We start from the raw sequence: 18,379 nt of genomic DNA on the forward strand, positions 1-18,379 counted from the left end.
TGATAAAACTACGCCACGCAATCGCGTTGGTCAACCGTTTGCCAGTATAATCCCATTGTGAACCCAATGAACCTCAACCGCAGAGACTTCCTTCGGCAACTTGGCTTTGGATCCGTTGGCCTGAGCATTGCCACTACCCTACCCGTAAGCGCCTGGACAGCCCCGACCAAATCAGGCAAATTATCTCGCAGCTTGCCTGAAAAACAAGGTGTTGCGCCCGGTGGTCTGCTGGATTTTGTCAATACTATCGAAGCCAAAAAACTCAATGTGCATAGTGTCATGGTGCTACGGCACGGGCAGGTCGTGGCCGAAGGCTGGTGGGCTCCGTATGCGCCCGACCTTAAACACACGCTGTATTCGTTGAGTAAAAGCTTTACCTCAACGGCTGTTGGCATGGCCATAGCCGAAAAACGGCTGACTGTAGAAGATAAGGTTGTTTCGTTCTTTCCGAAAGATGTCCCGGCAACGATCAGCGATAACCTGGCAGCCATGCGGGTGAAAGATTTACTCACCATGTCGACGGGGCATGATAAAGATACAACGCCATCGCTCCGGGGCGGCACGGATACCAACTGGATAAAATCGTTTCTGGCGCAACCCGTTGACCATAAGCCCGGAACATTCTTCGTATACAACAGCGGAGCTACCTACATGCTTTCCGCTATCGTGCAGAAGCTAACCGGTATGCCCGTCATCGAATACCTCAAACCGCGCCTGTTCGGGCCGCTGGGCATTGAAGGCGAAGACTGGGAAGTTGATCCAAATGGGATCAATACCGGCGGTTGGGGGCTTCGGCTGCGCACCGAAGACATTGCCAAGTTTGGACAGCTTTATCTGCAAAAAGGCGTCTGGAACGGCAAACGACTGATCTCTGCATCCTGGATTGCCGATGCCACCCGCGCCGAAGTGGACTCCAAAGGCGGCAAAGGCGATGCCGGTGTTAACGACTGGATTCAGGGATATGGGTATCAATTCTGGCGGTGCCGCCACGATGCCTACCGGGGCGATGGTGCCTTTGGTCAGTTTTGCATTGTATTACCCAAGGAGGACGCCGTTGTGGCTATCACATCCGAGTCGGCAGATATGCAGGGTATTCTCAATGCCGTCTGGGATCACATTTTACCAGCGCTTCAGGGCAATGGGCTGCCTGCCGACAAAATAAAGCAGGCCGCACTGACCCAAAAACTGACGACACTGGCCTTAACGCCCCCTAGTTCGCAAGCCAGTTCAACGGTAGCGAGCCAGATAAGCGGCAAGACGTTTGCCGTTGCCGAGAATTCCCTGCATGTCAAAGACGTCTCGCTGACGTTCGGGAAAGATGGGTGCATCTTCAAACTTCAGGATGACCAGGGCGACCATCAGGTGCTGTGTGGCGTTGGCCGCTACCGGGATAGCACAACCACATTTTCGGTCGCTCCGCTTTCACTAACCCCGACGGTTGTGCCGGGCGGCCCCGTCCGAAAAGTAGCGGGCAGCGGCAGTTGGCAGGATGCCAACACGTTCGTTATGATCTGGCGGTTCATCGAAACAGCTCACTACGACACCGTTACCTGCAAATTCGGTAAAGATGGCGTTCAGGTCGAATTCCAAAGTAGTCTGAACACCCTCAATAAGACGAAGGACAAACGACCCGTGCTGGAAGGAAAAATGACAGCCTGATTCTAGAAGACAGGGGTTTAAGGGTATGAACCAAACTAAAACTGGTTCATACCCTTAGACCCTCTGTTTTTCGTATACACTATAACAACTTATCTAGCGTAATGGGCAGATCGCGAACCCGGCGGCCTGTTGCGTGAAAAACGGCGTTGGCGATGGCTGCGGGCATGCCCACAATGCCAATTTCACCCAGGCCTTTTACGCCCAGCGGGTTCACGATGTCATCGTGCTCTTCCACGAAAATGACATCAAGGTCATGAATATCCGCGTTCACCGCCACGTGGTATTCCGACAGATTGTGGTTCATAAAACGCCCGAACTGGTGGTCCATGACGCTTTCTTCTTCGAGGGCTTTACTGATTCCCCAAACCATACCACCCAATATCTGACTACGGGCGGTCTTCGGATTCAGAATGCGACCACCCGCAATGGCACTCACCGCGCGGGTCACCTTCACCGTACCCAACTCTTCATCGACCATGACTTCGACGAAAACAGCCGAGTGAGCGCTGCGCGTGTAGTTCTTTTGCTTGAGCATATTGGGCAAAGCACCCGTCGTTTCACGAACAGCTTTGCCGCCATTGAGGTCAACCAGCGTTTGCAACGAAAGCGAAACGGACGGGTCACTTTTCAGGCGCATGTGCTTATCGAAGAACGTAACGTCGTCCCATTTAACCCCTTTGAAGGGTGAATTGGGCATTTTCTTGGCGAGCTTAAGCAGCGTTTTCCCTACCGCCTGGCAGGCAGCCTGCACCGCCGAGCCTACTGTGGCAGCCGTCCACGAACCACCCGAAATAGGCGCGATCGGCATATCGGTATCGCCCAGTTTAAACAGCACGTCACTGACTGGCAGACCGAGCGTATCGGCAGCAATTTGTGTCATAATCGTATACGTTCCCGTACCGATATCGGCCGTGGCACTGCTTACCCGAAGTTTTCCATTCACCATCAAAACGGCTTCGGCACGAGCTGGCATCTGATTCGCTTCCCAGATACCGGTCGCCATGCCCCAGCCAATCAGGTTATGGTCTTTCTTCATGGAACGGGGTTCTGGCGTACGGCTCGACCAGCCAAACCGCTCGGCTCCCTGCCGGAAACATTCCCTAAGCTCCTTACTGGAATAGGGCAGTTTCTGGTTATGGTCCAGATCGGTATAGTTTTTAAGCCGAAATTCCAGCGGGTCCATCCCTACATTGTACGCCAGTTCATCCATGGCCTCTTCCAGAGCCGACATGCCCGTTACCCCACCCGGCGCCCGCATATCGAGGGGGCTGTACACATCCAGTGGCACCAGTTTGTAGTCCATCTTGACATTTTCGGCGGGGTAAAGCATGCCCCCCCAATTGACAACGACTTCGGTATAATCTTCAAACTGCGACGTTTCGCCCACGGCGTCATGATAAAGCGCGTTCATCGTCCCATCGGCCAAGGCACCCAGCGCAACATTCTGGACGGTAGCGGGACGGTGACCGAAAGTGAACATCTGCTGGCGTGTCAGCGAAACCCGCACGGACCGCTTCAGTTCACGAGCCGCCATGACGGCCATAAACAACTGGTATTGAGGCCGTAAACCCGACCCAAACCCGCCACCCATGTAGGGCGAAAGCACCCGAACATCCTTGAAGGGAATGTTAAATACCTGTGTTACGTACAGAATGCTGTTCGTTACGCCCTGTGTTTTGTCATAAATGGTCAGCTTACCACCCTTTTCGTAAGCAACCGTCGTGGCGAATAGCTCCATCGGATTGTGGTGTTCTGCCGCATGGACATACCGGCCATTCATGGCTACAGGGGCCTCTGTATAAGCCTTTTCGAAGTCGCCCCGGGGTTTAGGTGGCGGTGGTTTCAGCAACGATGCGATACCCGACTTTGGTTTACGAGCCTGGTGCAGGTTGGCTTCCAAACTGGTTTCGTGGGAAACCTCCTTATAATCGACCCGAATCAGCGTGGCTGCATACCGGGCCAGTTCAAACGTTTCGGCCACAACCAGCGCGATGGGTTGTCCGCTGTATTTGATGGTTGCGTCGTATAACGGCCGGAACGGCGAGCCCGGTGGCGCATCCTGGTCTTTATAGCTGATATCGAACCAGGCCAGTTTCGGCCGGTTTTCGTGCGTAAAAACAGCTAAAACACCATCGAGCGACAGCGCATCGCTCGTATCGATATGGTTAATTTTACCTTTGGCAATGGCACTGGACACAACAACGCCATAGGCCAGATCCGGCACGTTGAATTCGGCGGCATACTTCGCCTTACCTGTTACCTTATCCACGCCATCGACGCGGCTGATCGGTTTTCCTATTGATGGGGTCACAACTGGTGGCGTACTCATGCGGTAGGTTCGAGTTTAGCGGCCTGTCCCAACGCCCGGATAATCGCGCGTTTAGCCAGTTCGATTTTAAATGTATTATGACCAAATCCCTGGGCGCCTGCCAGCAACAATTCGGCGGCAGCCTGGAAATTTTCTTTCGTTGCCGGTTTTCCAACCAGCAGAGCCTCGGCCTCGGGTTTGCGCCAGGGTTTGTGCGCTACGCCACCGAGTGCAATTCGGGCTGTTGTGATGACATCACCACGACCGTCGCTCCGATCCATTTCTAACCCAACGGCTACCGATACCAGCGCAAAGGCATACGAGGCCCGATCCCGTAGTTTCAGGTAGGTATGGAATTTGGGAAATCCACGTGCGGGCAAGTCAATCGAGGTGATCAGTTCGTCGGGTTCCAGCGTGTTGTCGATATGGGGGGTGTCGCCGGGTAACCGGTGAAACTCAGCGAAGGGAATGGTGCGCTCCCCGTTGCTGCCTTTCACACGCACCTCCGCTTCCAGAGCCGCAAGGGCAACACACATATCTGACGGATGCGTAGCGATGCAGGTCGACTCACCGGTACGGCCCGCATCAGTGGTACCCAGTATCGCGTGAATCCGGTTGTACCCATTTATGGCCGAGCAGCCCGAGCCAGGCTCCCGTTTGTTGCAGGGTGTGGCGGTATCGTAGAAATAATAGCAGCGCGTCCGTTGCAGCAGGTTGCCACCATCCGTGGCCATGTTGCGCAACTGGGGCGACGCGCCAGCCAGAATGGCCTGCGATAGTAACGGATACCGCTGAATAACCTGCTCATCATAGGCCGTATCGGCATTGGTCATTAGCGCGCCGAGCCGCAAGCCCCCGTTTACCGTGTCGGATATGGTTGCCAATGGAAGGCGTGTTATATCGATCAGTCGCGTGGGGCGTTCTACATTTTCCTTCATCAGATCAATGAGATTGGTTCCCCCGGCCACGAATTTGGCGGTCTGTTCGGATGCCCGTTCGCGTACAGCGGTGTCTACGGCATCGGTTCGAGTATAGGTGAAGCTGTTCATGCCGTTTTCTGGTTAAGGACGTCCTCAATCGCGTCAACGATGTTCGTATAAGCGCCACACCGGCAGATATTGCCGCTCATCAGTTCGCGTATATCGGCCGTCGTTTTGGCTTTCCCTTCATTGATAAGCCCCACTGCCGAGCAGATTTGACCGGGGGTGCAATAGCCGCACTGGAAAGCATCGTGCTCAATAAAGGCCTGCTGAAGGGGGTGGAGTTGCCCTATCGGGTTACCATCCGGCTGCGCTAATCCCTCGATCGTAGTGATTTCAGTATCTTCCTGCATAATGGCAAGCGTAAGGCAGGAATTGATCCGTTTGCCGTTTACCAATACCGTGCAGGCTCCACACTGGCCATGATCACAGCCCTTCTTGGTACCCGTCAGATCCATGTATTCCCGCAGGGCGTCGAGCAGGGTTGTCCAGGGGGCAATCTGTAATTCTGTTTCGTTTCCATTAACCGTTAGCCGCACGGAATGAATGGGGGGCAACGATGGCAGCCGCTGGCTGGGCGGGTACGACTCTACAGCAGGGTTCATAGCGTATTGAGTAAGATTTGTCCACTCAATTCAGAACCTTATGTAGCAGTGGTTGTTTAAAATCCATTTCAACGGGAACAGGGACTTATCGACCTGTAGGCTGGATTTACCCGATGCATGGCCAACAACTCATGTGTATTTTAGTTAGACTCTACACATACCTTATGCAACAACTCAGTCATCCTACTAGCAGTAGCACGTAAGCCAACTCATCGTATATGGCAACCAAGCGCATAAAATCTTTCTTCTCTGACCTGTGGATCGTCATTCGGGATGCGTTCAACGGTTTCCTGGACGACCGGTGTTTAAAGTTAAGTGCCGCTCTGGCTTACTACACGGTCTTCTCGCTGGCTCCCCTGCTGGTACTCATCATCTCCGTCGTCAGTATTTTCCTGGGCCAGGAAGCCATTCAGGGGCAAATATTTTCCCAGTTAAATGGATTAGTAGGTAATGAAGCCGCTAAGCAGATTCAGGATATGATCAAAAACGTCGGTTTATCCGGCAAAACCAACACAGCGCTGGTCATCGGAATTATCACGCTGGTGGTTGGAGCAACCAGTATTTTCGTGGAGATTCAGGATTCGGTGAACCTGATCTGGCGGGTAAAAGCCAAACCAAAACGGGGCTGGCTGAAGCTCCTGAAAGACCGATTACTCTCTTCCTCCCTGGTGGTCAGCCTAGGGTTTTTATTGTTGGTGTCTCTGATTATTAACGGGCTTGTTTTGGCCATGAGTGACATCATTACCCGGTATATACCCGGCATAGGCTACATTTTGATCACGGCGCTCAATTTCCTGATCAGTACAGCGGTGGTAACGGCGCTCTTCGCCATCATTTTCAAGGTACTCCCCGATGCGAAGATTGCCTGGAAAGATGTCCGCTGGGGCGCTTTATTTACTGCCCTACTTTTTATGCTCGGGCGTTACCTGATTGGTTTATACATCGAAACAACCAGCACCAGTTCGGCCTATGGGGCAGCAGGCTCGCTGATCGTCATTCTGACGTGGATCTATTATACAGCCGCCATTCTCTATTTTGGTGCTGAGTTCACCCAGGCATACGCCAATCATTTCGGAATTAAAATTGAACCGGCAGATTACGCCGTTTATGTTGAACAAACCGAACGGGAACGCGATGTGGCTGCTTTGCCGCCTAAAAAATAGGAGATATTTTTATTCTCGACGGGTAAAAATCCGGCGAAAATAAATCAGATCAACCAACGTCCACTACGCCTTTTTCGGGTCGAGCACAACGTGTTTGATGCGTTTACGTTTCCAGGTGTAGGTTACGTGGACCAGTCCATCCGCCGTTTGAATGACCGCCGGATACGAAAATTCACCGGGTTCATTTTCGAGAACAGCCAGTGTTTTCCAGGTTTTCCCATCGTCGGAAATGGCAACGTCGAGGGGTGTGCGGGCTCCGCCACGTCCTTCCTTATTCCCGACCGGGTTGTAAACCAGCACCTGACGACCGTCTTTGAGGGTCACCGCGTCCGTTCCCGAGTTAGGATTCAGCAGGGTCGTTTTCTGCAATGGCGACCAGCTTTTGCCTCCATCTTTTGACCAGGTTTCGAGTATATAGCCAACTTTCTGGCTACGACATAGGGCCTGCAACTGGCCGTTGGGATGAAACAAGATGCTGGGTTGAATCGCCCCATCCGTAACGCCCTCATTGATGGGGGCCGTTTTCTGCCACGTTTTTCCCCAATCGCTGGTCTTCTCAAAATGCACGCGCCAGTTATGATCTTCGGAACTGCTGGGGCATAATAAAGCCCCGGAAGCCAGCAAAACAGGCTTGTTTTTGATCGGTCCTACAATGCCGTCAGGAAGTCGCTCGGCTTCTGACCAGGTTTTGCCGCCGTCTTTGGAGCGTTTCAGCAGCCCCCACCAAGTCGATGGGCTGGGGCCAACTTTATAGAACAGCAGCAATTCTCCCTTGGGTATCTGAAAAAGAACCGGGTTCCAGCACGGCAGGTGTTTGCCATCGGGTTGCACACCCGTCGCAACTTCTACCGGCGTGGACCAGTTCTTATCTGTTCGGCTACTGACCCAAATACCCACATTAGGGTGCCGCTCATACTCGCCCCCGAACCAGGCCGCAACCAGTCCATTCGGCGTTTCGGCAATGGTAGAGGCATGACATTCGGGTGTGGGAGGCTGTTCGTAAATTAGTTCGCTGCGAAGAATGGCTGGATTACCGGGCTGGGCAAAAAGCCCCTGACTCCCTGTGCCTAATGCAATGAGAACGAGCAGGACTGGTAAGATTTTCACGGATGTAGTTAGTGGTTAATTCGTTGCCCAATCGTAGCAACGTTCTGATAGATGACTGAACATTTCCAAAAAAGTGCCCAGTTTCCTCGATGTCAAAAGAAAGGATCATAGGAGTAAGGTGCAAGGCCTTATCTGTATAAATTTGGCCTGCTCCCTTTCGAATGCTCCATTAAATAAGACTACTCCTGATGAAACACCCGCGTTAAGGAAACGGTAACGGGTGAATTATCGGGATTCGTTTCCATCAAATCGGCCATATAGGCCCACCAACGCTGCATAATGGGCAATCCAGGCAATGCCTCGGTGGTATGGTCTGGCAGACGCTTCTGCACGGCAAACAATGTTCCCGTTGCGTGGTCGAGGTAAATCGAATAATCCCGGATGCCTGCCTCCTTGAGGGCAGCGGTTAACTCCGGCCAGATCGTATCGTGCCGACGTTGGTATTCAGCCGCCACGCCCGGTTTCAGTTTCATCGTAAACGCTACTTCTTCCATTGTTTGGGGTTTACAGCTTGTGGTTTGTAGTGTGTGGTGCGCGAAGCTATATAGGCGTCAGCCAACAACAAACTACAAACCCTAACACTCATCGTTTCATTTTATACAATTCCGTGCCGGCCAGCAGAAAACAACCCAGTCCGTAATCCTCAAAATCCGGCTTACTGTCGTAGGTAACCGGCTGACCATCTTTCGGTTCTTTGCCGGTTCCCTGTACATAGCCCAGAAAACCGTTCGGGTGTACGGACTCGGTAGCCATGGCGGTCCAGGCTTTTGTGATGGTGGGCTTATATACCTTCCCATCCAGTAAGCCCCGGTTGACTCCCCAGGCCATGCCATAAACAAAAAGAGCCGTTCCGGTGAGTTCTTTCCCACCGAAGTTCGTCGGGTCGTGCAGACTAACGTTCCAGTAGCCGTCGGGACGCTGTAAAGGCGGCAGCGCATTCATCATCTCAAGGTATGTTTTCTGGTACTCGTCCCGGTGGGGAGCATCTTTCGGCAGAATGTCCAGCACCCGAACCAGGGCCGCTACGACCCAGCCATTTCCCCGCGACCAGTAGCAGTTTTTTCCGTTCGGCTCTTTGTAGGGAGGCACAAAATCTTTATCCCGCCACCACAACCCATCAGTTGGATTATAGAGACCACTGCCCCCGTGCCGGGTTTTCGAGTACAAATAGATCTGATACATCTTCTCGAAATAAGCCGGACTCTTTTCAAGAACGCCCAATTGAGCAAACACCGGCATTGCCATTTGCAGCGCATCGACCCAGTTCCAGTCATCGACTTTATCACTCGCCACCATTGCATCGATGGACGCTTTAATATCGTGCAACCGTTCCGGCTTTTGATCGACCTCATACAGCTCGATGTAGGTTTGACCGCAGCACTGGTCGTCGGCATTACGGGTGCTGACACCAGACCGCAAACCCCATTGGTGCTTACTGCCCCAATCGACAGCGTAGTCGTAATAGGCTTTTTGCGGGTCAACCCCATAAAGCGCCATTAGTCCTTCGTAATAAACCGCCCGTGTCCAGATGTTGCTGGGGCGCGTTTTATTGGTTACGATTTCCTTGCCAGGGTCGGGCCAGGCCTGCCTGAAGTACGCATTGGCCAACGTCATTTTTGCCAGAATATCCTTACGGGCCGGAAGTGTCTGCGCCTGTGTGGCTAAGGTAAAAGCCAGAAAAAGGGCGACAAGGCGGCCAGCTAACGATTTATCTATCATTTGGATAGGGTCAAAAACTTGTCAGGCGGCAACCGAATTCGTGTACTGCTTAAGCTCGACACAATCGCTCGGCAGCGGATGTACATTCCAATACGGATGAATGGCCAGGGCGGCTCCCAAAGCCGAGGCTTGTGCTACCGATGCGGCATACACGTCGATGTCGGGAAAGGCTTTCGCCAGCAGGTTCATGTAAATAGGATTTTTGCCAAAGCCGCCATCCACAAAAAGCCGTTTCACCTCGACCCGGTTATCGGATGTATCGGCGAGCACGAGGTTCGTTGAAATCAATTGCTGGGCGACAATGTCCAGCATCAACTGATGATACCCTTCCTCGTACGATGCGAAATTCGTCAGGTCACGCAGCCCGAATAAAGACCCCTGCATGGATAATAATTGCTTTCCTCTAGCATCCTCTTCCGTCGTTACCGGACCCGAATGCTGACGCAACTGCTCAATAAGACCAGGGTCATACGCTACCCGAGCGTAGGAATCAACAGGTACCTGATAATGATCGGCCAGGCGTTTTACCTGTTGCTCATGTTCATAACCAGCAAACAGGCGGGCCGATTTAACGGGCTGCCCTTTATAATGCATGTAGTTGAGACAGTCATACTGAAGTTCCTCCGGCGTTAACGGACTGCTGTTGAATGGGTTCATGCTCACGCACCAGGTCCCAGTTGAGATCAGCACAAACGGCTCCTGAAAAGACGCCAGATAGGGAATCAAAGCCGCCGAACTATCGTGAAGGCCAACCCCGGCCTGAATGGATTTGCCATCGACAGTGACCAGACGGGCCGAGTCAGATGGAACAACCGGAGCCAGATACGCATCGAGTTTCTCCTGGCCGACCCAGGCATGATACGCCTGCTGATCAAAATCCCAGAGCATAGTATGACATCCGATACTGGTCAGATCCGAAACCGGCCATTGGCTGATCAAATAACTGGCATACTGCGGCAAGTGGAGTACATAAGCCAGTCGTTCGAACAAATCGGGCTGCTCGTGTTTGAATCGGTATAGCTGAAGCCCCGAGTTCAAGCTACTCAGCGAGGGTGAGGCCGTTTGCCGGGTGATTTCTGATTCAGGTCCGTATGTACTGAAAAACTGCTGCAACAACGCCGGTGGGTAGGCTTTCAGATAATTGTAGAGCGGACATAACGGCTTTCCTTCGCGATCAATCAGGACCAGACTAGCTCCATACGTTGAGAAGTTAACCGCTCGAACAGAGAAGTCAGGTAGGGCCAGTACCTCCGTCAGGGATGATCTTATCCAGGACGTTAACCGACTCAGGTCTTCACACAGGTCGCCGTCTTCATCCGGAATTTCAACGAACTGCTCCGATTTCTCCCAAACGATTCGGTACTCCTCATCGAAGAGGAACAGCTTTTTATTGGTCTTCCCAATATCGAAGATGGCAATGACATTCATAAATGATGAATTATGCATGATTAATGATGAATGACAATGAATATATGGCTCTGGTAAGCTCATTCATATTTCATCATTCATCTATCATCATTACTTTACAGTCCTGTGGCCACGGTTTTAGCACCCCGTTCGCCGATGAGTTGCTGACGGACGTTCAACTGCCGATACAGATCCAGCGGATTCAGGGAAGCCCCAGCCCGACGGCGGGCTTCGGCAACCAGCGGCCGAACATCAGTCCGGAAAGCATCCTGCAAAATCTCCTGTGCCCGAACCGGGTCGTTGGCTTCGCGGGCATCTTCCAACGCGTCACGGTCGACTAGGAGCGCCTGGGCGTACGCCAGTTGTATGGCTTCGACCGACTGGAGCAGGTCTTCGAGCGGATCTTTCACGTTATGACTAGCATCGATCATCCAGCCGAGGTCGGTTGCATGATTCATACCCCGCGCGTCGAGCCCATCGACCAGTTCGGTGAAGATCAGAAAGAGCTGATATGGTTTGATACTGCCCGCCGTCAGGTCATCGTCTCCGTATTTGGAATCGTTGAAATGGAAGCCTCCAAGTTTTCCCTGATGCAACAAAATCGCGACGATCTGCTCGATGTTGGCATTGGGTAAATGGTGACCCAGGTCAACAAGGGTATAGGCTTTTGGTCCAAGTTTGTTAGCGTACAGGAAGCTGCTGCCCCAATCGCCCACGGTCATCGAATAAAAATTAGGCTCGAAGGCTTTATACTCTACGAACAGTTTCCAGTCGTTGGGCAAAGCCGCATAGATTTCTTCGAGACTCGCCAGCGTCCGGTCGAACGCTTTGCGAAAATTAAGCTGGCCGGGAAAGCAGGACCCATCCGATAACCAGACGGTCAGTGCATCGGAACCCAGGGCCACGCCATGCCGGATCACCTCGATGTTGTGCTCGATAGCCTGCCGACGGACGGACGGATCGGTATGCTGCAGTGACCCGAATTTATAACTCTGTTCGGCGTCTGGCTGGTCCTGAAATGTATTGGAGTTGACCGCATCGAACCGCAGGCCGTGTTGAGCTGCCAATTGCTTAATAGCTTTGGGATCGGTCGGAATATCCCAGGGAATATGCAATGAGATCGCGCCACTGGCGCGGTTCAGGGCGTGTAGAAGGCCCACATCGGCAATTTTCTCTTCCAGACTGCGGGGCTCTCCCCCACCCGGAAACCGCCCGAAACGGGTGCCGCCCGTTCCCAGCGCCCAACTCGGAATAGCAATCTGAAAATCAATCAGTTTCTCAATAACCGGCTCAGCCTTCGCCACCTCCTGTGTCCAGTAGGCTAGTTTCCGTTGATGGCCTTCCAACTGTGTCTGGTTATAGTCGGCAATATGTTCGGGTTCGAGTTTCATTAAGTCTACTATTTATGTATCCATTTCACAGGATTTGCGTCATATCTCTTCTATTAGCCCACACATTTATGTGTGGGTCAACAAAACCAATTAGTCACCATTTCTCAACCGTTTTAACGGTTTACTTACCGAAAATGAGCCACTCAAAATCAAAAATCTGGATACATGCCGTTTTCGCGACGAAAAATCGGCAATCCCTTATTCAACCCAACATCCAGCCATCCATACATGACGAACTACGAAAGCAACTCATCGATTCGGGATGCTTTGTTGAGTGTATCGGCGGTGTGGCTGACCATGTACATCTTTTTTACTGAATCCAAAAAAGTCAATTGCCGATGTATTGAAACAAATCAAAGGCAGCAGCTCGCATACGTTCAATCAGGCGAAATTAACCGTAACGCCTTTTACCTGGCAAACTGGCTATGGCGCTTTTTCAGTGAGTGAATCGCATGTGTCACGTGTTCGTACCTATATTTTGAATCAGGCAGAGCACCATAGAAAAGTGTCATTCACGGATGAGTATCGCCGATTTATGATTCATTATGGACTACCAGATAATGATATTGATTGACGCTGCAAACCGTTGAAACGGTTAAAAAATGTACCGGTCGATTTGATGAACCCACAAATAAATTTGTGGGCTGATAGTATTTGTGGTTGCTGGTTGGCGGGCACGAAACTATGTATATGCGCCACCAACAACAAACCACAAACCCATAACCTGTTTCTACCGGACAAAGGCCATGGCGACACCTCCATCGACATTCAGCACGTTACCGGTCGATTTGGCCAGCAATCCGCTTACGAACGCCAGACAGGCATTTGCGATGTCGTCGGGCAAAATGACTTCGTTCAACAAGGTGCGCTTGGCATAGTAGGCAGGCAACTCGGCCACCGTGACGCCATACGCTTTGGCACGGCCCTCAGCCCAGGCACCGGCCCAGATTTTGGAATCGGAAATAACCGCGTCAGGATTCACCACATTGACCCGGATATGGTCTTTGCCCAGTTCGGTCGCATTCAGTCGGCTCAGATGTAATTGAGCCGCTTTCGCCGACCCGTATCCCGCATTGTTGGGGCCCGATACGAGGGCATTTTTGCTGACAATATTGATAACATCGCCACCCAATTTTTGCTTGCGCATAACCGCAACGGCCTGTTGGGTAACTAGAAACTGACCTTTTACCAGCACGTCATACAGCAAATCCCAGTCGCTTTCAGTATGCTCTTCAATGGGCTTGGAAATGCTCAAACCCGCGCAGTTGACAACGATATCGACCCCACCAAAGGCCAGCGCAGCGGCACTGTAGGCATTTGCAATGGTTTCTGAGTTCGTCACATCCAGCTGAACTGCCGTATAGGCATCTTTCCCGTATTGACTTTTAAACTCCTCATTGGCAGAGGCTAATCGATCGGCGTCATTGTCGTTGATAATGACCACGGCCCCTTCGGCCAGAAACGTTTTGGCAATGGCCTTACCGATTCCGCCCGCACTACCCGTAATGAGCGCCACCTTCCCTGACAGCGGTTTTGGCTTCGGCATCCGCTGTAATTTAGCTTCTTCCAGCAGCCAATATTCAATATCAAAAGCCTCCTGCTCGGGCAGACCGACATAGTCCGAGACCGCTTCGGCGCCTTTCATCACATTGATGGCGTTGGTATAAAATTCAGCCGCCACACGGGCCGTCTGCTTGTCTTTGGCAAAGGTAAACATACCCACCGCTGGCCAAAGAATGACCACCGGATTCGGGTCACGAATGGCAGGGCTGTTATCGTGCTTGTTACGCTCGTAGTAGGCCGCATAATCGTCGCGGTAGTCGGCAAATGCCTTTTCCAGATACGCTTCGCTATCGGCCGATGACAATTGAATGGGGTCCAGCACCAGCGGGCGAATTTTAGTACGCAGGAAATGGTCGGGGCAACTGGTGCCCAGCCGAGCCAGCCGGGGCAAATCGTGCGAATTCACAAATTCCAGCACACGCTCGTCGTCGGTGAAGTGACCCACCATCCGCCGGTGACCCGACGCCAGGCCACGCAGAACGGGCATCAACGAAGCGGCCTGTTTTTTACGGGCATCGGCGTCGGTATTCTCCCGGGCAGGCCCGCCAAAGACGGCCCGTTTTTTTCCATAATTAGCCGCCAGGTATTCAGACGCCTGCTCGATCACTTCCAGTGTATTGATATACGACTCATACGATGTATCGCCCCAGGTAAACAGCCCGTGTCCGCCCAGAATCACCCCGCGCAGGTTTGGGTTATTCCGAACGGTTTCTTCCAGTTTAAGGCCCAGGTCGAAACCAGGCCGCTGCCAAGGTAACCAGGCGAGCTGATCTCCCCAGATCTGGTGCATGATTGCTTCGCCATCGCGGCTGGCCGCAATCGCAATCAGCGCATCGGGGTGCAGGTGATCAATATGTTTGAACGGCAATAATCCGTGCAACGGCGTATCGATAGAGGGAGCAGCACATTTGGGATCGAAGAGGCAGTGATCGAAGAGGCCAACCATCTCATCTTCGAAAGCAAGTCCCCGGTAGCGGTTTTTCAACGCATGCAAGCGCTCGACGTAGAGATTGGCACACCCTTTTTTGGTCAGCGTTCCAATATCCCCCCCCGATCCTTTTACCCACATAACCTCAACGGGCTCACCAGTTAACGGATTGGTTTCCATTAACTTAACTGACGTATTTCCGCCAGCATAGTTCGTTAAGCGCAGGTCGGCGCCGAGTAAATTGGAACGGTATATAAAGAGGGCGACTTCGTCACCAGCCAGTTCTGCCGCCTTTTTGTCATCCCAGAGGTAGCTCACATAGTTGAACGCTTGCGTCGTATTCATAAATATTTAGTAAGTAGTATCTTCAGAAATCGTGTTTTAGACAAAGTAAGCTTTTTTCCTTTTCTCCTGCTTCATGTACTCTCCTGTTAAGCTTATTAAAAAAATAGGTTCTCTTTTAATCGCTCAATTTACTTTTTAAAACAGGAGAGCACAGGAAAGCTTTTGACGATGCAAAGAATAAATTTGAAAAAACGTAGATAACGTGGCTGTATTCCTGGGTGTCTTTTTTCATGCGCTGGGCGGCTTTGCCTCCGGCAGTTTTTATATACCGTATCAGAAAGTTCGTGGATGGGCCTGGGAAAGCTACTGGCTCGTCGGTGGTTTATTTTCCTGGTTAGCCGCACCCCTGTTATTAGGCTCACTCACCGTGCCGAACCTGTTTGGCGTTCTGGCCCAAATTCCTCGCGAAACGATCCTGTGGACTTATTTTTGGGGTGTTTTGTGGGGCTTTGGCGGCTTAACGTTTGGCCTGGCCATGCGCTATCTGGGCTTATCGCTCGGGATGGCCGTGACGCTGGGGCTGTGCGCTGTTTTCGGAACGCTGGTGCCACCCATCTGGCAGGGCCAGTTCGGCCAGTTGATCAGCACGACGTCTGGCCAGGTCATTATGCTTGGGCTGGGCGTATGTGTGTTGGGAATCTCAATTTGCGGCATTGCCGGGATGATGAAGGAACGCTCCCTGTCGGATGAGCAGAAAAAAGCCGTTATCGCCGAATTCGATATCCGTAAAGGTTTACTGGTGGCTGTTTTCTCGGGGATTATGAGCGCCTGCTTTTCATTTGGTCTCACAGCCGGACAACCCATTGCCGATCTGGCCGTCAAAAATGGGACCGATCCTTTGTATATGAACAATGCCGCCCTGGTAATTATTCTGCTGGGAGGACTGACAACAAATGCCATCTGGACGATCTACCTGAACATCCGCAACCGCACGTATACCGACTACAGTAATATTTCGACCCCTATCGTAAAGAACATTATTTTCTGTGCCATGGCTGGTTTTACCTGGTATTTCCAGTTCTTCTTTTACGGTATGGGCGATAGCAAGATGGGCGAATACCGGTTCTCGGGCTGGACGCTCCACATGGCCTTCATCATTGCTTTCAGTAGCTTCTGGGGCCTGTATCTGCACGAATGGCGGGGCGCCAACAAGCCGACCATGCGCACCATTACATTGGGTATTACGATGGTTGTCCTATCGACGGTTGTTGTTGGCATTGGTAATTACCTCGCCGAATAAGTAGAAAACGACCTACATCTTTACAGAAAAGCCGGGTCATTCCTAACGAAAATGACCCGGCTTTTCTGTAAAGATGTAGGTTAAAAAATCTCCCTCGCAACTTTCATAATATTGTCGGATTTACCCATGGTATAGAAGTGCATTACCGGTGAGCCATAAGCGATCAGTTCGCGGCATTGCTGAATGCACCATTCGATACCGACCTGCCGAGCCTGCTGGTCGTTTTCGCAGGCTTCAACCGCCCGAACCAGATCGGCTGGTAATTCGAGGTGGAATAGCTTGGGTAATACCTGAAGTTGCCGACGGGTGCTGAGTGGCTTGAGGCCCGGAATGATGGGCACATTGATCCCTTCTTTCCGGCAGCGGTCAACAAAATCGATGAACTTCGTATTGTCGAAGAACATCTGTGTGACAATATAATCTGCCCCTTTGTCGATCTTCTGCTTCAGGTATTGAAAATCGATGTCGTGATCAGCAGCCTCAAAATGCTTCTCGGGGTAAGCGGCCACACCGATGCAGAAATTACTGGGGGCCAGGGCTGTATCTTCTTCGTGCAGATAAATCCCTTTATTCATGTTGGCCACTTGCTCAACCAGTTCGCTGGCATACATGTAGCCATTTTCTTTTGCCTTGAACGTTGTAAACGGCTTGGCCGGATCGCCCCGCAGCACGAGGGCGTTATCGATACCCAGATAATGGAGGTCAATTAGGAAGTCTTCCGTTTCTTCGCGGGAGAAACCACCACAAAGCACATGCGGCACCGGATCGACGCCAAAGCGGTGCATAATGGCCGAGCAAATACCCACGGTGCCGGGCCGTTTACGGGTCACGATTTTCTGAATAGTACCATCGGGCAATGGCCGCTCGATGTACTCCTCCCGATGGTAGGTAACGTCAATAAATGGCGGCTTGAACTCCATCAGCGGCTCAATATTATCGAGCAGACTTTTCAGATTATCGCCTTTAATGGGCGGAATAACTTCAATGGAGAAAATTGGTTTGCTGTTGGCAGCCTTGATATGGTCGGTAATTTTTGTCATTATTCAGATAACACCAGCCGATTGATCAGCCAGCGAACAGGGCGGTAAAGTTAACGGGAAAACACCGCTAACCGCATGTAAATTCCATTAGCTGAACCCGTACTCCAGGGCTGTATATCCATCCGGCGACCCAGCGCACTGTGGTTTTTGACCTCATGCAGTTTTGGAATTCCCCAGCCTACCAGGGAGCCAACGGCCGCCCCGGCAATCAAATCGGTGGGGTAATGCAGCCCGGCTTCGTATCGGAGCAAACAGGTGGCCGTTGCCAGGCCAAGCGATCCTACCCAGACAACGGGTTTGAGCCGCGAATTCGGGAAATAATGCCGGAATACTTCGCCCGTAAAAACGGCCGTAGCGAAGGCATGGGTGGCGTGTCCCGAAAAAAACGACTGTCGGGCATCCCGCGTCAGTTTTTCTTCCAGTGGCACAGTCGGATTGTACACAAAGGGCCGGGGGCGCTGTGTGACGGCTTTCACCACTCGTTCGAGGCCATTGGCGAAGGCGATCGTTTCCACAAACATGATTCCCACCGTTTTAATGTCCTGCCGCATTGGTTTGGTACCCAGCGCGAGTAAGCCAAAAACGGCCGCGTTGCCCGCCAGCGTAACATCACTCAGCTTGTCGGCCGACGTAGACCAGTGGTAAGTGGCTTTCCGATCGAATGAGTTGACGTCGGCCCGGTTGAGGACAGATACTTCAGCCGGAGTGAGTGGATCGATCGTTGAATTGATGGCAAACAAACCACCCTGTATGGCGGCCCCCACACCCAGCAAGGTGATCTCCCGACCCGTCTTTAATTCGTAAGGCGAGGAGGTTTGCGCAAATGAAGCATTTACACAGAGAAGCGAACTAAGAATAAAAACAAGGGTACTACACGTACGGGCTGTAACCGACTTTGGAGAATCTATCATGCGTTAACGATCA

The 18,379-nt window shown here is 52.0% G+C and carries 16 protein-coding genes; 5 read left to right on the forward strand and 11 right to left on the reverse strand.

The genetic code is table 11. The features are described from left to right. Positions 1–66: 66 nt before the first annotated feature. Positions 67–1,659, forward strand: coding sequence for a serine hydrolase domain-containing protein (locus ACYVAM_RS00980; protein ID WP_461063012.1), 1,593 nt, complete (start codon positions 67–69; stop codon positions 1,657–1,659). 79 nt (positions 1,660–1,738) lie between these two features. On the opposite strand, the gene ACYVAM_RS00985 is transcribed toward ACYVAM_RS00980, so the two are convergent. The 3 genes from ACYVAM_RS00985 to ACYVAM_RS00995 are packed head-to-tail and all read right to left on the reverse strand — an operon-like array spanning position 1,739 to position 5,552. Then, positions 1,739–3,988: a xanthine dehydrogenase family protein molybdopterin-binding subunit gene (locus ACYVAM_RS00985; RefSeq protein ID WP_461063013.1), complete on the reverse strand. Its 2,250-nt coding sequence runs from the start codon at positions 3,986–3,988 to the stop codon at positions 1,739–1,741. Further along, positions 3,985–5,016: an FAD binding domain-containing protein gene (locus tag ACYVAM_RS00990; protein ID WP_461063015.1), complete on the reverse strand. Its 1,032-nt coding sequence runs from the start codon at positions 5,014–5,016 to the stop codon at positions 3,985–3,987. The genes ACYVAM_RS00985 and ACYVAM_RS00990 overlap by 4 nt, the downstream gene beginning before the upstream one ends. Then, a complete protein-coding gene (locus tag ACYVAM_RS00995; RefSeq protein WP_461063017.1) occupies positions 5,013–5,552 on the reverse strand; it encodes a (2Fe-2S)-binding protein in 540 nt (179 codons plus the stop codon). The genes ACYVAM_RS00990 and ACYVAM_RS00995 overlap by 4 nt, the downstream gene beginning before the upstream one ends. Before the next feature lie 218 nt (positions 5,553–5,770). Here ACYVAM_RS00995 and ACYVAM_RS01000 point away from each other — a divergent pair, with 218 nt between their 5' ends. Beyond that, entirely contained in the window at positions 5,771–6,715 is a 945-nt protein-coding gene (locus ACYVAM_RS01000) for a YihY/virulence factor BrkB family protein (protein ID WP_461063019.1), read from the forward strand. Positions 6,716–6,778: 63 nt separating this feature from the next. Here the strand turns inward: ACYVAM_RS01000 and ACYVAM_RS01005 are convergent, their stop codons facing one another. The 5 genes from ACYVAM_RS01005 to ACYVAM_RS01025 all read right to left on the reverse strand — a co-directional run bounded on the left by ACYVAM_RS01005 (position 6,779) and on the right by ACYVAM_RS01025 (position 12,339). Beyond that, positions 6,779–7,822 carry a sialidase family protein gene (locus ACYVAM_RS01005; RefSeq protein ID WP_461063021.1) on the reverse strand — a complete coding sequence of 348 codons (1,044 nt, stop codon included), beginning with the start codon at positions 7,820–7,822 and terminating at the stop codon, positions 6,779–6,781. A 179-nt stretch (positions 7,823–8,001) separates the two neighbouring features. Then, a complete protein-coding gene (rhaM, locus tag ACYVAM_RS01010) occupies positions 8,002–8,316 on the reverse strand; it encodes an L-rhamnose mutarotase (RefSeq protein ID WP_461063023.1) in 315 nt (104 codons plus the stop codon). 88 nt (positions 8,317–8,404) lie between these two features. Then, positions 8,405–9,541, reverse strand: coding sequence for a glycoside hydrolase family 88/105 protein (locus tag ACYVAM_RS01015; protein ID WP_461063025.1), 1,137 nt, complete (start codon positions 9,539–9,541; stop codon positions 8,405–8,407). 21 nt (positions 9,542–9,562) lie between these two features. Further along, on the reverse strand, positions 9,563–10,987 hold the full coding sequence (locus ACYVAM_RS01020) for an FGGY-family carbohydrate kinase (RefSeq protein ID WP_461063027.1): 1,425 nt from the start codon (positions 10,985–10,987) through the stop codon (positions 9,563–9,565). 77 nt (positions 10,988–11,064) lie between these two features. Next, positions 11,065–12,339, reverse strand: a complete 1,275-nt coding sequence (locus ACYVAM_RS01025) for a sugar isomerase (protein WP_461063029.1) — start codon at positions 12,337–12,339, stop codon at positions 11,065–11,067. Between the two features lie 134 nt (positions 12,340–12,473). Between ACYVAM_RS01025 and ACYVAM_RS01030 the strand changes: the two genes are divergently transcribed. Then, entirely contained in the window at positions 12,474–12,656 is a 183-nt protein-coding gene (locus ACYVAM_RS01030; protein ID WP_461063030.1) for a transposase, read from the forward strand. A 26-nt stretch (positions 12,657–12,682) separates the two neighbouring features. Next, the gene (locus ACYVAM_RS01035) at positions 12,683–12,913 is read left to right on the forward strand and encodes a transposase (RefSeq protein WP_461063032.1); all 231 of its coding nucleotides are present in this window, start codon (positions 12,683–12,685) and stop codon (positions 12,911–12,913) included. A 156-nt stretch (positions 12,914–13,069) separates the two neighbouring features. Here ACYVAM_RS01035 and ACYVAM_RS01040 read toward each other — a convergent pair whose 3' ends face one another. Beyond that, on the reverse strand, positions 13,070–15,175 hold the full coding sequence (locus ACYVAM_RS01040; RefSeq protein ID WP_461063034.1) for a bifunctional aldolase/short-chain dehydrogenase: 2,106 nt from the start codon (positions 15,173–15,175) through the stop codon (positions 13,070–13,072). Positions 15,176–15,377: 202 nt separating this feature from the next. Here ACYVAM_RS01040 and rhaT point away from each other — a divergent pair, with 202 nt between their 5' ends. Continuing rightward, positions 15,378–16,415 (forward strand): L-rhamnose/proton symporter RhaT, encoded by a 1,038-nt coding sequence (rhaT, locus tag ACYVAM_RS01045; RefSeq protein ID WP_461063036.1) that lies wholly within the window; start codon positions 15,378–15,380, stop codon positions 16,413–16,415. 80 nt (positions 16,416–16,495) lie between these two features. Here the strand turns inward: rhaT and metF are convergent, their stop codons facing one another. Further along, positions 16,496–17,455 (reverse strand): methylenetetrahydrofolate reductase [NAD(P)H], encoded by a 960-nt coding sequence (gene metF / locus ACYVAM_RS01050; RefSeq protein WP_461063038.1) that lies wholly within the window; start codon positions 17,453–17,455, stop codon positions 16,496–16,498. A gap of 50 nt (positions 17,456–17,505) precedes the next feature. Beyond that, complete coding sequence (locus tag ACYVAM_RS01055; RefSeq protein WP_461063040.1) at positions 17,506–18,366, reverse strand: phosphatase PAP2 family protein; 861 nt, start codon at positions 18,364–18,366, stop codon at positions 17,506–17,508. Between the last annotated feature and the right edge of the window lie 13 nt (positions 18,367–18,379).

It is taken from the genome of Spirosoma horti (assembly GCF_054776595.1).

Excerpts from the sequence above, each read along its gene's own strand:
- ACYVAM_RS00980 (WP_461063012.1), top strand. The coding sequence starts at position 67 with ATGAACCTCAACCGCAGAGACTTCCTTCGGCAACTTGGCTTTGGATCC.
- ACYVAM_RS00985 (WP_461063013.1), bottom strand. The coding sequence starts at position 3,988 with ATGAGTACGCCACCAGTTGTGACCCCATCAATAGGAAAACCGATCAGC.
- rhaM (WP_461063023.1), bottom strand. The coding sequence starts at position 8,316 with ATGGAAGAAGTAGCGTTTACGATGAAACTGAAACCGGGCGTGGCGGCT.
- ACYVAM_RS00990 (WP_461063015.1), bottom strand. The coding sequence starts at position 5,016 with ATGAACAGCTTCACCTATACTCGAACCGATGCCGTAGACACCGCTGTA.
- ACYVAM_RS01015 (WP_461063025.1), bottom strand. The coding sequence starts at position 9,541 with ATGATAGATAAATCGTTAGCTGGCCGCCTTGTCGCCCTTTTTCTGGCT.
- ACYVAM_RS01030 (WP_461063030.1), top strand. The coding sequence starts at position 12,474 with ATGAGCCACTCAAAATCAAAAATCTGGATACATGCCGTTTTCGCGACG.
- ACYVAM_RS01020 (WP_461063027.1), bottom strand. The coding sequence starts at position 10,987 with ATGCATAATTCATCATTTATGAATGTCATTGCCATCTTCGATATTGGG.
- ACYVAM_RS01025 (WP_461063029.1), bottom strand. The coding sequence starts at position 12,339 with ATGAAACTCGAACCCGAACATATTGCCGACTATAACCAGACACAGTTG.
- ACYVAM_RS01040 (WP_461063034.1), bottom strand. The coding sequence starts at position 15,175 with ATGAATACGACGCAAGCGTTCAACTATGTGAGCTACCTCTGGGATGAC.
- metF (WP_461063038.1), bottom strand. The coding sequence starts at position 17,455 with ATGACAAAAATTACCGACCATATCAAGGCTGCCAACAGCAAACCAATT.
- ACYVAM_RS00995 (WP_461063017.1), bottom strand. The coding sequence starts at position 5,552 with ATGAACCCTGCTGTAGAGTCGTACCCGCCCAGCCAGCGGCTGCCATCG.
- ACYVAM_RS01055 (WP_461063040.1), bottom strand. The coding sequence starts at position 18,366 with ATGATAGATTCTCCAAAGTCGGTTACAGCCCGTACGTGTAGTACCCTT.
- ACYVAM_RS01000 (WP_461063019.1), top strand. The coding sequence starts at position 5,771 with ATGGCAACCAAGCGCATAAAATCTTTCTTCTCTGACCTGTGGATCGTC.